The 14,745-nt window shown below is 71.5% G+C and carries 16 protein-coding genes; 8 read left to right on the forward strand and 8 right to left on the reverse strand.

The genetic code is table 11. From position 1 onward, the window contains the following. Positions 1-8 precede the first annotated feature (8 nt). The 3 genes from ACIBH1_RS32845 (at position 9) to ACIBH1_RS32855 (ending at position 2,925) form a co-directional block, all read left to right on the forward strand. Positions 9-1,265, forward strand: a complete 1,257-nt coding sequence (locus ACIBH1_RS32845; protein ID WP_397317852.1) for a hypothetical protein — start codon at positions 9-11, stop codon at positions 1,263-1,265. A gap of 100 nt (positions 1,266-1,365) precedes the next feature. Further along, positions 1,366-2,613 (forward strand): exodeoxyribonuclease VII large subunit, encoded by a 1,248-nt coding sequence (xseA, locus tag ACIBH1_RS32850; protein WP_397317912.1) that lies wholly within the window; start codon positions 1,366-1,368, stop codon positions 2,611-2,613. Positions 2,614-2,694: 81 nt separating this feature from the next. Further along, entirely contained in the window at positions 2,695-2,925 is a 231-nt protein-coding gene (locus ACIBH1_RS32855; RefSeq protein ID WP_181614418.1) for an exodeoxyribonuclease VII small subunit, read from the forward strand. A 245-nt stretch (positions 2,926-3,170) separates the two neighbouring features. Here ACIBH1_RS32855 and ACIBH1_RS32860 read toward each other — a convergent pair whose 3' ends face one another. After that, the gene (locus ACIBH1_RS32860) at positions 3,171-3,575 is read right to left on the reverse strand and encodes a nitroreductase family deazaflavin-dependent oxidoreductase (protein WP_397317853.1); all 405 of its coding nucleotides are present in this window, start codon (positions 3,573-3,575) and stop codon (positions 3,171-3,173) included. 88 nt (positions 3,576-3,663) lie between these two features. On the opposite strand from ACIBH1_RS32860, the gene ACIBH1_RS32865 reads away from it, so the two are divergent. Further along, positions 3,664-4,236 carry a TetR/AcrR family transcriptional regulator gene (locus ACIBH1_RS32865; protein ID WP_397317854.1) on the forward strand — a complete coding sequence of 191 codons (573 nt, stop codon included), beginning with the start codon at positions 3,664-3,666 and terminating at the stop codon, positions 4,234-4,236. Positions 4,237-4,410: 174 nt separating this feature from the next. Here ACIBH1_RS32865 and ACIBH1_RS32870 read toward each other — a convergent pair whose 3' ends face one another. Continuing rightward, complete coding sequence (locus tag ACIBH1_RS32870) at positions 4,411-4,950, reverse strand: DUF4245 domain-containing protein (RefSeq protein ID WP_397317855.1); 540 nt, start codon at positions 4,948-4,950, stop codon at positions 4,411-4,413. 11 nt (positions 4,951-4,961) lie between these two features. Then, positions 4,962-5,558, reverse strand: coding sequence for a TetR/AcrR family transcriptional regulator (locus ACIBH1_RS32875; RefSeq protein WP_397317856.1), 597 nt, complete (start codon positions 5,556-5,558; stop codon positions 4,962-4,964). 137 nt (positions 5,559-5,695) lie between these two features. Here ACIBH1_RS32875 and glpX point away from each other — a divergent pair, with 137 nt between their 5' ends. Continuing rightward, positions 5,696-6,730 (forward strand): class II fructose-bisphosphatase, encoded by a 1,035-nt coding sequence (gene glpX, locus ACIBH1_RS32880; protein WP_397317857.1) that lies wholly within the window; start codon positions 5,696-5,698, stop codon positions 6,728-6,730. 35 nt (positions 6,731-6,765) lie between these two features. On the opposite strand, the gene ACIBH1_RS32885 is transcribed toward glpX, so the two are convergent. Further along, entirely contained in the window at positions 6,766-7,401 is a 636-nt protein-coding gene (locus tag ACIBH1_RS32885; protein WP_181614412.1) for a DUF1707 domain-containing protein, read from the reverse strand. Positions 7,402-7,467: 66 nt separating this feature from the next. Beyond that, positions 7,468-8,127 carry a slipin family protein gene (locus ACIBH1_RS32890; RefSeq protein WP_397317858.1) on the reverse strand — a complete coding sequence of 220 codons (660 nt, stop codon included), beginning with the start codon at positions 8,125-8,127 and terminating at the stop codon, positions 7,468-7,470. Between the two features lie 348 nt (positions 8,128-8,475). Here ACIBH1_RS32890 and ACIBH1_RS32895 point away from each other — a divergent pair, with 348 nt between their 5' ends. Next, on the forward strand, positions 8,476-9,102 hold the full coding sequence (locus tag ACIBH1_RS32895) for a DUF998 domain-containing protein (protein ID WP_397317859.1): 627 nt from the start codon (positions 8,476-8,478) through the stop codon (positions 9,100-9,102). On the opposite strand, the gene ACIBH1_RS32900 is transcribed toward ACIBH1_RS32895, so the two are convergent. Continuing rightward, positions 9,066-9,647 (reverse strand): TetR/AcrR family transcriptional regulator, encoded by a 582-nt coding sequence (locus ACIBH1_RS32900; RefSeq protein ID WP_397317860.1) that lies wholly within the window; start codon positions 9,645-9,647, stop codon positions 9,066-9,068. The genes ACIBH1_RS32895 and ACIBH1_RS32900 overlap by 37 nt on opposite strands. Before the next feature lie 67 nt (positions 9,648-9,714). Here ACIBH1_RS32900 and ACIBH1_RS32905 point away from each other — a divergent pair, with 67 nt between their 5' ends. Together ACIBH1_RS32905 and ACIBH1_RS32910 are read left to right on the forward strand one after the other, a co-directional pair. Next, on the forward strand, positions 9,715-10,359 hold the full coding sequence (locus ACIBH1_RS32905; RefSeq protein ID WP_397317861.1) for a phosphatase PAP2 family protein: 645 nt from the start codon (positions 9,715-9,717) through the stop codon (positions 10,357-10,359). 3 nt (positions 10,360-10,362) lie between these two features. After that, on the forward strand, positions 10,363-11,535 hold the full coding sequence (locus ACIBH1_RS32910) for an MFS transporter (RefSeq protein WP_397317863.1): 1,173 nt from the start codon (positions 10,363-10,365) through the stop codon (positions 11,533-11,535). Here the strand turns inward: ACIBH1_RS32910 and ACIBH1_RS32915 are convergent. Then, complete coding sequence (locus tag ACIBH1_RS32915; protein ID WP_397317864.1) at positions 11,465-14,149, reverse strand: ATP-binding protein; 2,685 nt, start codon at positions 14,147-14,149, stop codon at positions 11,465-11,467. The two genes, ACIBH1_RS32910 and ACIBH1_RS32915, sit on opposite strands and share 71 nt — an antisense overlap. Further along, the gene (locus ACIBH1_RS32920) at positions 14,092-14,739 is read right to left on the reverse strand and encodes a hypothetical protein (protein WP_397317865.1); all 648 of its coding nucleotides are present in this window, start codon (positions 14,737-14,739) and stop codon (positions 14,092-14,094) included. The genes ACIBH1_RS32915 and ACIBH1_RS32920 overlap by 58 nt, the downstream gene beginning before the upstream one ends. Positions 14,740-14,745 lie beyond the last annotated feature (6 nt).

Genomic DNA, 14,745 nt, shown 5'->3' on the forward strand with positions numbered 1-14,745 from the left:
GACGGCACATGTCCCTCAGCGAATTCATAAAGAACATCGGGAAAACGATCACCGACAAGGAGAAGATCAAGGAGATCCCGCTCGCCATCGTCCAAGGCACGCTCAGCGCCGCCGGCCAGGCGCTGCTGCTCGTCGACCGGGTCAAGAACTCCATCACCGGGGCCTCCCGGCGCGAGGAGGAGACCGAGGAGGTCGAGCTCACCGCGCGCACCGACGACAAGCCCGCGCGCCGCGAGCCGGTCATCTTCGCACCGCGCCCCTCGGTCACGGAAGAGGCCAACGGGGCGGGCAAGCCCGAACCGGTCATCTTCGCTCCGGCGAAGAAGCAGGACACGCCGACCGCGGCACCCGAGGCGGAGAGCAAGGCCACCGAGGCTTCGGCCTCTGTCGCTGAGGCGCCGGCTTCTGTCGCTGAGGCGCCGGCTTCTGCCGCCGAGTCCAAGGACGCCGCTGTGTCGGCTGCCGAGGTCAAGGACGCGGCGACCTCCGAGGCCTCGGCCGTCGCCGCCGCCCTCGCCGCCGAGATCGCCGTCGTCGAGGCGGTCGCCGAGGCCTCCGCCGAGAGGACCAAGGCCGCCGAGGCCGAGGTTGCGGCTGCTGAGGCCGACAAGCCCGCCGCCGAGACGGCGAGCGCAGCGGAGCCGGCTGCTGAGGCTGCCCCCGCGAAGCCGAAGGCTAAGGCCCCGGCCAAGCCGCGAGCCGCCGCCAAGCCGAGGGCCGCCGCCAAGCCCAAGGCGTCCGCCACCGCAGACGCCGCCACCGCCGACGCCACGAGCACCGACGCCACGAGCACCGACGTCAGCGCTGCGTCCGACGTCGCCGCTGCCCCCGAGGCCACGGAAGCCAAGCCCGCCAAGGCTCGGGCCCCCCGACGCGCCACCAAGGCCACCGCCGCGCCCACCACCGAAGCGGCCACCGAAGCCGCGGCTGAGACCGGCGCCCCCGCCGCCAAGCCCGCCGCCAAGCCGCGCACGCGCAAGGCCCCCGCCAAGGCGACAACCCTCGCAGAGGCACCCGCAGAGGCACCCGCCGAAGCGCCCACCGAAGCGCCCGCCGCCAAGCTGGCCGATGCCGTCGCCGCCACTCCGGGCGAGCCGATGCCCGGCTACTCCGAGCTGACGGTCGCCTCCCTGCGCGCCAGGATGCGCGGCAAGTCCGCCATCCAGGTCCAGGAGCTCATCGCCTACGAGCAGGCCACCACCGCCCGCCCCGACGTGATCCGGATGTACGAGAACCGCCTGGCGAAGCTGGAGACCGGAGAATAGTCGGTCGCACACCGTAGTCTTCCGCCATGGCGAACAAGGACCGCGCGTGAGCGGGAAGACCTCTCCGGAGTCCCCGCTCCCCATCCGGACCGTCCTGCAGATGGTCGCCGGGTGGATCGGCAAGCTGGGCACGATCTGGGTCGAAGGCCAGATCACCGAGCTCACCGCGCGCGGCGGCACGGTGTTCCTGACCCTGCGCGACCCGGTGGCCAACGTCTCGGCCCGGGTGACGGCGCCGCGCGGGGTCTACGAGGCGTCGGTGCCGCGCCCGGCCGACGGCGCCCGGGTCGTGGTTCACGTCAAGCCCGACTTCTGGGTCAACCGTGGCTCTTTCGCCTTCACCGCCCTGGAGATCCGCCCGGTCGGCGTGGGCGAGCTGCTGGCGCGGCTGGAGCGGTTGCGGCAGTTGCTGGCCGCCGAGGGCCTGTTCGGCGCGGAGCGCAAGCGGCGGCTGCCGTTCCTGCCGGGCACGGTGGGCCTGATCTGCGGCCGCGACTCGGCGGCGGAGCGCGACGTCCTGGAGAACTCCAGGCGCCGCTGGCCCGCCGTGCGTTTCAAGGTGGAGCAGGTCGCGGTCCAGGGTCCGTACGCCGTGCCGGAGGTCACCGAGGCGCTGCAGCGGCTCGACGCCGACAAGGAGGTCGACGTCATCATCGTCGCCCGCGGCGGAGGCTCCCTCGAGGATCTGCTGCCCTTCTCCGACGAGTCGCTGGTGCGGGCGGTGTCCGCGTGCCGTACCCCCGTGGTCAGCGCGATCGGCCACGAGCAGGACACTCCCCTGCTCGACCTGGTCGCCGACCTGCGGGCCTCGACGCCGACCGACGCCGCCAAGAAGGTGGTGCCCGACGTCGGCGAGCAGCTGACGCTGGTCAGACAGCTGCGTGACCGCGGACGTCGCGTGGTGGGCGGCTGGCTCGACCGCGAGCATTCGTGGCTGGCGTCCGTGCGTTCGCGCCCGGCGCTCGCCGACCCGGTACGCGAGATCGAGCGTCGTGCCGAGCAGGTGGAGGCGCTGCGCGACCGCACGCGCCGGGCCCTGGGCGGTTCGCTCGACCGGGCGGAAGACTCGCTCACCCACCTGCGTGCCCGCCTGGTCGCCCTGTCACCGGCGGCCACCCTGGAGCGGGGCTACGCGATCGTGCAGCTCCCTTCGGGCGAGGTCGTACGGCAGGCCAAGGGCATCGGCGCGGGCGAGGTGCTGACGATCAGGCTCACCGACGACCGGTTGACGGTCCGCACGGAGCCGGAGGAGGGCACCGGCCCGGCACCCGCCGCGAAGCCGGCGCGTGCTCGCAAGCCGCGCAAGAAGCCCGAGGAAGCCACGCCCGACGCCCTGCCGATGGAGTGAGGCCGGGGGCAAACGGGGCATCCCGGCCCGGCTCGGCGGGCCAGGGCCCGGTTGTCGGTCGCTGACCCTAAGGTGGTGCGCGTGGCAGACGAGAAGACACCCTCATACGAGCAGGCCCGCGAGGAGCTGACCGACGTGGTGCGCCGGTTGGAGGCGGGCGGGCTCACCCTGGAGCAGTCGATCGAGCTGTGGGAGCGCGGCGAGAAGCTCGCCGCGGTGTGCGAGGAATGGCTGCAGGGGGCGCGGGTCAAGCTGGCGGCGGCCATGGCCCGCAAGGCCGAGCCGAGCAACGAGCCGGGCGCCCCGTTCTAAACCTCAAGCCCTGAATCGCCCCAGCCCACGGACCGATCACCCAGCCCACGAACCGATCACCTGGCCGAGCCGCCGTCGCATCGACCCGCCGCACCAGCCAGCGGGCCCGCCCACCGAGCCAGCCAAACGGGCCCGCCCGCCGCGCCAGCTAGCGGGCCCGCGCGCCGCGCCAGCCAGCGGCCCGCCGCCGCGCCCGCTCGCCAGCCCACCACCGAGGCGCGGGGCGACATGCCCCCACCGCACGGCTACGACCGGTGAAGCGCCAGAACCGGGATGCGCCGGCTGGTCCGCGCCTCGTACTCCGCGAAGCCCGGCGCGACCGCCACCATCCGGGCGTACAGCTCGTCCCGCTCCGAGCCGGAGATCTCCTCCGACTTGGCCGCGAACGTCTCCGTCCCCAGCTCGACCGTGGCCTCCGGGTGCGCGCTCAGGTTGTGGTACCACGCCGGGTGGTGGTCGGCCCCGGCGTTCGAGGCGATGATCACGATCCGCTCCCCGTCCGGCAGGTACATCACCGGCGAGGTCACCTGCCTGCCGCTCTTGGCCCCCGTGGTGGTGAGCAGCACGAGGTTCGACCCCTCGAACATGCCCCCCACCTTCCCCTCGTTGGCGCGGAACTCCTCGATGACCTTGGCGTTGAAGTCGCTCATCACACGCTCCCATAAGCGGAAAAGTCTCCGGATCGAGCACCACGATAACCGGAGAGGTCTCCGTTTACAAAGCGCTATGCTCCAGGTCGTGAGCGCGCGTCGCGAGTTGCCGATCCTCGGGCAGGCCCAGCCCGAGCGATCCGACGCGGCACGCAACCGGCAGAAGATCATCGAAGCGACCACCCGGCTGATCGCCGAACACGGCACGGAACAGCTCTCACTCGACGAGGTCGCCCGGGCCGCCGGCGTCGGCGTCGGCACCGTCTACCGCCGCTTCGGAGACCGCTCAGGGCTGCTGCTCGCCCTCATCGACGACCACGAGCGCCGCTTCCAGCAGGCCTTCCTCACCGGCCCCCCACCCCTCGGCCCGGGCGCCGCCGACCGCGACCGCCTCAGGGCGTTCCTGCACGCCCTGGTGGACCGCATCCGGGGGCAGGAGGGGTTGTTCCTGATGCTCGAGAAGGGCGTGCGATACAGCGGGCCGTACCAGGTCCATCACACCCACGTGGCGACGCTCGTGGCGGGGGTGCGGCCGGGCTGCGACGCGCACTTCCTGGCCGACGGGCTGCTGGCCCCGCTGAACGCCAACCTCATCTGCCGCCGCGGGTATTCGATCGAACGCATCAAGAGCGGCATCGACCAGCTCGTCGATCTCCTCTAGCCCCGCCAGCGCCCGTCGACGGCTCCACGGCCCACCGCTGCGCGATGACCTCGCGGAGCCCGGGTTCGAGGCGGCAAGGACGGCGACCGAACCCCAAGAAACCACCGACGGCGGGTCACTGCCAGAGGCCCGCGGCCCCAGCAGAACCAGGGGCGGGGCGGGCGGGGAAGGTGGTTAAGCAGTCGGCTTGGGGCGAGGTTGTAGCAGCGCGGCCAGTTGGCCCAGTTCGGCCCAGTCCGCCGTCCCCGTCACCACCAGCGTCACGTCCGGCAGCACGCGCACGAGCGTGCGCTGCTTCTTGTCCTCCCGGTAGCGCTGCTCCCACGTCACGCCGCCCACCTGCTGGGTGCCGACGGCCTTGTCGGAGTTGGCCATGCGGTTGGCGAACCCGGCCGGGGGCCGCTCGTCGCTCTGGATGAACACCGCGTGTTCGCGCGCCTTGGTGGCGTAGCCGAGGTGCAGGACCTTGGCCCCACCCTCGCCGTTGGCGATCTTGTTGCTGTTGGGGATCCAGCCGGCCGGGTCGGAGGTGGGGGCCCAGATCTGGTACGGCACGGCGCGGTTGAAGTTGGCGACGGTGATCGTGTAGTCGCGCCTGGGGATGCGCTCGTCGCGGCTCTGCGGGGCGAAGAAGATCAGGAAAACGCCCACACACGCGAGCACCACGAACACGGCCACCACGTAGCCGTAGAAACCCTCAGTGAACCGTCGCACGTCATGCGAGGCTACCCGCTCTGGGCACCGCCCGTCGCAGCGACCGGGCGGATCTGCCCGATGATGGCGAGGGCGTCCTCGGCGAGTTGCCTGTCGCCGGTGCGTACGACCTCGTTGACGGCAGCCGCGAGGGCGCCGGTGATGACGACGACGAGCGCGCCCTCGTCGCCTTCGAAGAGGGCGGCGTTGCGCTTGGCCCAGGTGCGCAGCCGGTCGCGCATGACGACTTCGAAGCCGGGTGGCCCGTCGCCGCTCAGGAACAGCGCGGCCAGTTCGCGTTCTTCGAGGCAGCCGTCGAGGTAGGCGCGGGCGGAGCCGATGAAGACCCGCATGGGGTCGCTCTCGCCGCGTTCGCGGGTGGCGCGGGCGGCCTGCTTGGTGCGGTGCGCCTGCCGCGACTGGAATTCCTCGAACAGCGTCAGGAACAGGTCGGCCTTGCCGGAGAAGTGGTGGTAGAGGCTGCCGACGCTGGCTTCGGCCCTGGCCACCACGTCGGTGACGCCCGCCTCGGCGAACCCCTTGGAGACGAAGACCTCGCGCGCCGCTACGAGCAGGGCTGTGCGGGTGGCCGCGCCCCGGGGTGTCGCCTGAATCGTCTCGCTGCTCATGGCATGCACATTATCCGCCGCTGACCGGGGAAAGGGGGACAACTACGATCGAGGCGGAGAGGAAGCCATTAATGGTGTCCTCTTCGCCGAGGACACCGAGACACCGAGGTCCGCGTCCAGAGGAAGGGCTCACCAACATGTCCGATCAGTCGTCTGTTCCCGCGCCGCTCGCCACTGGTGAGCACGCGCCTGATCGCAACCTCGCCATGGAGTTGGTCCGCGTCACCGAGGCGGCGGCGATGTCCGCGGCCCGCTGGGTGGGGCGTGGCGACAAGAACGGCGCGGACGGCGCCGCGGTGAACGCCATGCGGCAGCTGATCAACACCGTGTCGATGAACGGTGTGGTGGTGATCGGCGAGGGCGAGAAGGATAAGGCCCCGATGCTCTTCAACGGCGAGCAGGTCGGTGACGGCACCGGCGCCGAGTGCGACGTGGCCGTGGACCCGATTGACGGCACGAGGCTGACCGCTCTGGGCATGCCCGACGCGATCTCGGTGATCGCCGTCAGCGAGCGCGGGTCGATGTACGACCCGTCGGCCGTGTTCTACATGGAGAAGCTGGTCACCGGCCCGGATGCGGCCGATTCGGTCGACATCGACGCGCCCGTGGCCGACAACATCAAGGCGGTGGCACGTGCCAAGGGCTGTTCGTCGGCGGACGTGACCGTGGTCGTGCTGGACCGCCCGCGTCACGAGCAGATCGTGAAGGAGGTCCGCGAGACGGGGGCGAGGATCAAGTTCATCACCGACGGCGACGTCGCCGGCGCGATCATGGCGGCCCGCCAGGGCACCGGCATCGACCTGATGCTCGGCATCGGCGGCACGCCCGAGGGCATCATCGCCGCGTGCGCGCTCAAGTGCCTGGGCGGCGTGATCCAGGGCAAGTTGTGGCCGCGCGACGACGCGGAGCGCCGGCGGGCGCTCGACGCCGGGCACGACCTCACCCGGGTGCTGACCACCAACGATCTGGTCACGTCCGACGACGTGTTCTTCGCCGCGACGGGCATCACCCAGGGCGAGCTCATGCAGGGTGTGCGTTTCCGCAGCGGCGTGGCGGTCACGCACTCGCTGGTGATGCGCGGGCGCTCGGGAACGATCCGCAAGGTCGAGTCGGAGCACCAGCTCTGGAAGCTGCGCGCCTACAGCGCGATCAACTTCGACACCGCCGGATAACCCCAGCACCGCCGTACGGCAGGCGCCGCGAGTGTCTACTTGCGGCGCTTGCGCTTGGGCGGTTCCTTGACCTTCACCTCGCCCACGAAGTTGCTGGTGCGCACCTCGATGACGGGCGCTCCGGCCTCCGTGGGCTGTTTGGTGAGCTTGGCCGTACGGTCCTTGGCCACCCGGATGACCTCGACGTCCTCCGGCACGTGGATCTCCAGCCCGCCGAAGACGAGCGTGGCGTTGATCACGACGCGCCGGTTCTGCAGGATGGCGTCGCGGAAGTCGAGGGTGGTCGTGCCGAACATGGCGGTGACGCCGAGTTCGGCGGGCACCACCCACCGCCCGCCCCGCTGCTCCTTCTTGAAAATCGCGGAGACGGGCCGGTCGTCGAGGGTGAGCGGCTGCTGGTCGGCGGGCAGCAGGTCGCCGGTGAGCGTGGCCAGCTCTCCCAGGGTGCGTGCCGAGTAGAGCACCCCGAGCCGTTCCTCGAGTTCGTCGAGGGTGATCCTGCCGTCGGCGTGCGCGTCCTGGAGCACCTGGGCTATGCGTTCGCGGTCGGCGTCGGATGCCCGCAGCTCGTGTGAGGAGGGCAGGTCGCCCTTGCGCGGGTTGCGGGCCGAGGTCCATTCCTCGGCCAGCCGTTCGCCGACTTCGGTCAGCCGTGGGAGCCAGTCGTTCACATCTCGACGATAACCGCTCGGAGCCGGATTCTTCGCTATACGACCACCACGAAAGGTATGAACAGGTTAAGGAGCAACCTGTCCCCGGGGGTCGAGCACGAGCGTCGCCTGGCGGTCGGCGGCGACGAGCAGGGTGCGCAGGTGAAGCAGCGCGGGGTGCGACTCCAGGAGCTTGGCCGTGTTGGCCAGCGACCGCAGCGCCGCGGCCTCGGCCCGCGCCTCCTCCAGCGCCGCCTTGCCGCGCTCGCGTGCCACGACGGCGTCCATGGCCGCGCGGCGCAGCTCGCCGGGAAGCATGAGGTCACGCACCCGGAGTTCCTCGACCGTGATGCCGAGCGTGTCGACCTCGGCCTGGACGAGCGTGCGGTCGAGCTCCAGCTGCGAGCGGTCGGCCAGCGCGGCGTCGAGGGTGACGGCGGCGAGCCGGGCGCGCACGCAGTCCTGCACGGCCGAGTAGAGCAGCTGGGCGGGGGTCTCGGAACCCGCGGTGAAGGCGACGGGGTCGGTGATCTTCCAGCGGGCGCTGACGCTGACCCGCACGCTGACGCCGTCGGCGGTCAGCACCTCCTGGCCGGGCACGAGCAGCTGGCGTGGCCGCAGGTCGACGGTGACCAGGTGGGTGCGGCTCTCGCGGTAGCGGTGCCGTCCGGGCTCCATGACCCGCTGCAGCGTGCCGTCGACGTAGGCCAGCACGCGCTGCCATTCCATGACCGTGATCTTTGCCATTTTCCCACCTCTCGAATGCCTGAAGGAAGGAGCGCCCCCGGGCATCGCCGGCGCCCGGCGGCGGGGGCCGCCCCGAAGGGGGCCCGCAGGGCCGCGAGTGCCCGATGGCGATGTCCGGGGGCCTCCAGGAAAGGGAATCGAACCCTTGGGTCTGGAAACCCACCATTGGTGGATGAGCCGCCGATGCGGGGAACGCGGCGCGGCGATGCCGGTGCGCCCCTGTTTGTTCGGTCTCTCCCGCCTTCGACGGTAGCGATCAGGTGGCGGCCGGGTCGATCGGTTTTCCGGAATCCCGGACCGCTTCCGGCCGTTGCACCGGATGTGCATCAAGCAGGACGTGCGGGACTGGTGGCGGTGGGGCTGGGCATCACGGTCGTGATCGGCCTGGATGTGGCGCGGCTGGATGAGTTGAATCCGCTCCGCCGTACGATCAGCGAGCACGGCCTGGGCCCGACGGGCTGGATCTTCGCGGTGGCGGTGGGCCTGCTGGCGGCGGGTTCCGTGGCGATCGGGGTGGGCCTGCTGAGGCGGAGGCTGGCGGGCGTGGCGGGAACCGTGGCGCTGATGGCCTGGAGCGTGGGCCTGTTCGTGGCGGCGACGTTCCCCAAGCACAACTGGGCGGTCGGGCCGAGCCTGAGCGGCACGATCCACAGGTGGGGCAGCATCGTGGCCTTCCTGGCCCTGCCCATCGCCGCCCTGATCATCGCCAGGCCGTGGCGTCATCCGGAGTGGCGGCGTTCTGCGGTGATCGCCTACGTGCTGGGCATCGGGTCGGTGCTGGTGATCGCGGGCATGGGCACGATGATGGTGATCGGCTGGCAGAACGGCCTGGCCTGGTGGCAGGTCATGCCGCTGGGCCTGGTGGAGCGCACGCTGGCGGCGGTCGAGGTGGCCACGCTGATCGCGCTCGGGGTATGGGCGTCGGCCAGGCAGCCCGCCTACGGGCGCAAGACGGCGATCAGGTCGTCGACGTAACCGCGGAAGACGGCCGCCATGTCGACCCGCTCGGGGTCGATGAGCCACTGGGTCTGCAGGCCGTCCATCATGGCGATCAGCCGGTCGGCGTGGGCCTCGGTGTCGAGGTCGGCGCGGAACTCGCCGGTGGCGATGCCCTTGCGCAGGGCGTCGCCGACCCAGCTGCGCAGGCGGCGGTAACGTTCGCGGGCCCATTCGTGGCCGGGGTGGTCGCCGGTGACGGCCTCGCCGCTGATCACCGAGAAGAGCTGGACCAGGCCGGGGACCCTGGAGTTGTACTCCACGACCTCGACCATGCGCTTGAGCATCTCGGCGCCGCTGGCGACCTCGATGTCGAAACGTCGGGTGTCGACCTCGTCGCGGTAGTCGAGCACCGCCACGAGCAGGAGTTCCTTGCTCTTGAAGTGGTGGAGCAACCCCGCCTGCGACAGCTCGACCCGTTCGGCGATGCGCGCCAGGGAGGCCCCGCGATAGCCGTTCTCGGCGAACTCCTGCAGCGCGACGGCGAGGATGCGGTCGCGTCGCGCGTACCCCCTGCGACTCACGCAGGTCACCCTAACAGAATGGACACATACCTATCATTTGGTTGGTTATACGTATAAATTCCGGCTCATGAGACCGCGATGGACCCTCGCCTACGGCCTCGGCCTGGCCGCCGCCGGAGCCGCCCTCACCGCCCTGATGCTCGCCGGCCCGCCCCTCCAGGGATTCGACGAGACCTGGAACCAGGCCATGCTCGGCACCCGCAACGACGCCTTCACCGCCCTGTCGCACGTGCTCAACCTGGCGGGCGGGCCCGGCAGCCTGGTCATCATGCTGGCCCTGCTGGCGTGGTGGATCCCGACGGGCCGGCGCTGGGGCGCGTTGCTGCTGTTCGTCGCCACGCTGGCCACCACGGTCGTCGCCCAGGGCGTCAAGCACCTGGTGCTGCGCGAGCGTCCCGCCGACCCGATGGTCACCGTCGACACCGGCTCCTTCCCCTCGGGCCACGTGGTCACCACGGTCGCGTTCTGCCTGGTCATCGTGGCGGTGCTGGTCTCGACGCGGCTCAGGGCGGGCCTGGTCGCCACGGCGATCGTCACCGTGCTCATGATCTGGGACAGGACCTACGTCAGCGCGCACTGGTTCACCGACACCATCGGCAGCGTGCTCCTTGGCGGCGGCACCACGCTGCTCCTGTGGTGGGCGTTCGCCCCGCTTCTGGAAAAAGACAACCTCCGGCGTCTGGCGAAGAAGCAGACAAAAGCTCTAACCTGACGCATGCTCACGTTCAGGGATCGGCAAGCCCGTCGCGCCACCTTCGTGGTCTTCGCCGTCCAGGGTCTGTCGTTCGCCACCCTGCTGGTCCAGGTCGAGAACCTGCGTTCCAGACACGGCCTGAGCGAGGGCGAGCTGACCCTCCTGCTCCTCGTCGTCCCCCTGCTGGCCGGCGCCGGCAGCGAACTGGCGGGCAAGCTCGCCTCGCGGCTGAGCAGCAAGACGGTGCTGAGGTTCGCCCAGCCGGCGGTCGCGCTCGGCGTGGTGGCCGCCGGCCTCGCGCCCAGCGTGCCGCTCCTGCTGCCCGCCCTGGTCCTGTTCGGCCTGGCGGTCGGCGCGGTCGACGCGGGCATGAACATGCAGGGCGTCGCGGTCGAGCGAAGGTACGGCAGGCCCGTGCTGAACGGCTTCCACTGCCTGTGGAGCGCGGCCAGCGTCGCCGGAGCCCTCTGGGCGTCGGGGGCGGCCGGACTGCCCATGGGCGTGACGATGGCGATCCCCATGATCCTGGCCCTGGCGGGCTCGCTCTACGCGGGCCCGCACCTGTGCACCGCCGACGAGGAGCGCGTGATCGCCGCCGCCCCCGCCGGCCGCTTCCCCTGGAAGCCGATCATCCCGCTCTGCATGGCCATGGCCTTCCTGTACGTCGGCGACGCGGCCATCTCCAACTTCAGCACCGTCTACATGGGCGACGTGCTGTCCGCCAACGCCACGGTGATCCCCCTGGCCTACGCCGCCTACCAGGCCACCACCCTGCTCGTACGGCTCGGCGGCGACGTCGCGGTGCGCCGCTACGGCCCGGCGGCGATCGTGCGCATCGGCGGCGCGGTGGCGACCGTGGGCTTCGCGGGGATCGTGTTCGCCCCCACCCAGCCCCTGGCTATCGCCGCCTTCGCCCTGACCGGCGTGGGCCTGGCGGTCGTGGCGCCGCAGTCGTTCTCGGCGGCAGGCCGCCTGGACCCGGGTGGCACCGGAGTGGCGATCGCCCGGGTCAACCTCTTCAACTACGTGGGCTTCATCGTCGGCGCGGCGCTCGTGGGTGGGCTGGCGGACGCGGCGGGCATGCGGGCGGCGTTCGCCGCTCCCCTCGTGCTGGCCGCCGCGATCATCGTCCTCGCTCCCGGCTTTCAGCCCACCACTTCGCGATCTGGCCCCGGGTCTCCAAAGCCAGTTTGATCATGATGTTGCGCACGTGCGTCTCGATCGTGCGCTCCGACAGGAACAGCCGTTCGCCGATCTGCCGGTTGCGCATGCCCTCGGCGACCAGCTCGGCCACCTGTTCCTCGCGGGCCGACAGCACCGGGCCGTGGGGCCTTGCCACCGTGGCCAGCTTGGCCAGCACCGGCTTCAGGCCCAGCCGTCCGGCCAGCTCCGCCGCCTTGGCGAACTGCTCGTCGGAGGCACGCAGGTAGCCGTGGTCGCGTCCGGCCAGCAGGGCCTTGCCGAGCTCCAGCCTGGCCATGGCCTCCCACACCGGTGAGCGCATGCCCAGGCTGCGCTCCACGGCGAAGAGCAGGTGGCCGCGGGCCGTGGCGTGCTCGCCGAGGAGGTTCGCGAGCAGCCCGAGGTAGTACGAGATCGGCCCCTCGGAGCCGGTGACCGCGCCGGAGACGATCTCGCGATCGGCGTAGGGCAGCAGGTCGTCGTAGAGCCGCCGCGCGGGCGCCGCCTCGTCGAAGGCGGCGCACAGCGACACGATCCCGGCCAGCGCCGGCATCCACTCGGGAGCGTGCGACGGGAAGAACCCGACGGCGGGCAGTCCCTCGCGGAAGGCCGCCTCGGCCTCCTCCGCCCGCCCGGCCGCGAGCAGTTGCAGCGCCAGCCACGTACCGGCGCCGGGTGGTGCTCGCAGGGTGAACTCGCGCACGGCCCGCTCCATCTCGGCGGCGTGCCTGCCGGTGAGCCTGGCGATGCGCGAGGTGACCACCATGTGCACGAAGTCCGCGCCCTCGTGCCCGCCACGCCGCCCGATGACCAGGGCCTGGTCCATCAGGGCTTCGGCGTCGTCGAAGCGTCCCTCGATCTCGGCCAGGCAGGCCCTGATCATGGTCACCCGCCAGGTCTCCAGCGGTTCCCGCAAGGTCACCGCGACCTCGGTGAAGCGGTCGAGCTCCAGGTCCAGTTCGTGGCGCCGGCCCAGCTCCCAGAAGGCGTCCAGCCGCCAGGCGTGTCCCCACAGGAGGTACTCGTCGCGGCCCGCGCTCCTGCCCAGGGCGAGCGCGCGGGTGCCGTTGTCCAGCCGCTCCAGGACGTGGCGGGGGTGGGTCAGCTCGACCTGCCGTGCCTGCATCGCCAGGAAGCGGGCGTCGGCGTCGCCGCAGGCCTCGGCCAGCTCGATGGCCTGGCCGCTCAGCTCCGTGCTGCCGTCGTGGGTGAAGGCGTTGGCGGTGATCGCCTGCTGCGCGAGCACCTTGGCCCGCCGTACCGTCTCGTGGGAAGGGAGCACGGCGAGGACCTGGCGGCACAGGGCGTTGATCTCCGGGCAGACCGGCTCGGCCGAGCTGTTGGACAGGCCGCGGACCACGATCGCCGCATCGGCCATGGCGGCGGCATCGCCGAGTGATCTGGCCAGGTCGGCGGCCTCGCGGCAGGAGCGCCAGGCGGCCGACACCGCGCCGGAGCGGAACTCGCAGCGGGCCAGCTCCAGCAGCGCCTCCAGCCGTTGCGGGCTCTCGGGCATCAGCCGCAGCGCCTGCCCGAGCTGGAAGGCGGCGTGTTCGTAGGCCAGGCGGGCCCTGGACTGCTCGGCGGCCTTGAGGGTGACCTGGATCGCGTCAGGGGAGCCGGCCTGGCGCAGGTGGTGGGCGAGCGTGTCGACGCCCTCGGCGCCGTCGGCGGCCCTGCCGTGCAGCCTCCTGCGCTCGGCCAGGCCGAGCTCGGCGTAGGCGGCCTCGCAGGTGAGCGCGTGCGCGAAGCGGAAGCGGTGGATGCCCGCCTCGCGGATCAGCTCGCGTCCCGCGGCCTCGTCGAGCCGGTCGAGCAGGGCCTCCTCGTGCTCCCCGACCAGCTCGGCCAGGCGGGCGAGGGTGAACTCCCTGCCGAGCACCGACGCGGCCCGTAGCAGCCGCCTGGCGGGTTCCGAGGCGGCGTCGAGCCTGCGCCCGATGACCTGCCGCAGCTCGCCGGGGAGCTCTCCGGAGTCGCGTGACAACCGCAGCAGTTCCAGGGCGAAGAACGGGTTGCCCTCGCAACGTTCCACGACCGAGCGCACCAGGCCTCGGTCGGGGGTGCGGCCGAAGGCCAGCCGTTCGACCTCCGCCTGGCTCAGCCCGCCCAGCGTGAGCCGGTGGACCGAGCGTTCGCGCCCGATCGAGGTCAGGATCTCGCCGCCCGCTCCCCTGCGGTGCAGGCCGAGCACGAGCATGCGGTGCCCGTCGAGCCCGGCCGACAGCACCTGGAGCAGCCGCAGCGAGGCCGGATCTGCCCAGTGCAGGTCGTCGAGGACCACCAGCACCGGCTCGGCCCGCCGCAGCTCGCCGATGACCCGGTCGAACATGGCGAAGCGGTTGTCGTCGGGCCCGGCCTCGGCCAGGACGCCCTCGCGGCCCCCGAGCGCCCGCAGGATCTGGATCCAGGGCCAGTACGGCGGAGCGCCCTCGCTCTCCGGGCACCCGCCCCACAGCGTGGTCCAGCCCTCGGCCTGTGCCCGGCCGACCGCCTCGTCGGCCAGGGCGGTCTTGCCCATGCCCGGCTCGGCGTCGACCAGGAGCAACGATCCCCGATCAGCGGCCATCAGGCCTGCGATCCGCGCCAGCTCGCTTCCGCGTCCGACGAAGAGGTCCCTCGCCACTCATGCAGTGTAGAGCTCAGAGCCAGGCCCAGCAGGACATACAGGACGCTCCACAGCGCGATCGGGAGCGGGAACAGCGCGGGCAGCAGCATGATCGACGGCATCAGCGCGACGAACACGAAGACCCCGCAGGCCAGTGGCAGGAACCGGGCCGCGCCCTGCCAACGGCCGGTGCGCAGGACCGCGACGCCCATGAGGATGTAGCCGAGCCCGGTGGCCATCGCGGCGACGCCGATGGCCGTGTCGAGGAAGGCGGGGCCCGGGTCGGTGTGCTTCGCGGTCGGGTAGAGGGCGTAGCCCGCCTCGCACAACGCCATGAGCACCAGCCCGGCCTGGGCGATCACGACGCCTGCCCGCGACCGGCCCAGCACGCCCGCGCGGACCAGGCCGACGGCGCCGAACAGCAGGAGGAGGTGGGTGATTGCCCAGAGTCCCTCGGTGAGCTGGAACGCCAGCGGTGTGTACGGGCTGCTGACCTGGTCCTCGGGCACCGCCGAGGGGACGAAGTAGGTGATGGTCGCTCCGGCGACGGCGATGGCGGCGCCCAGCGCGCACCACCGCCCCGCCACCTGCACTGACGTGGTCTCCATGTCTGG

It is taken from the genome of Nonomuraea sp. NPDC050663, assembly GCF_044456985.1.
In the GTDB taxonomy this organism is placed as follows: Bacteria; Actinomycetota; Actinomycetes; order Streptosporangiales; family Streptosporangiaceae; genus Nonomuraea.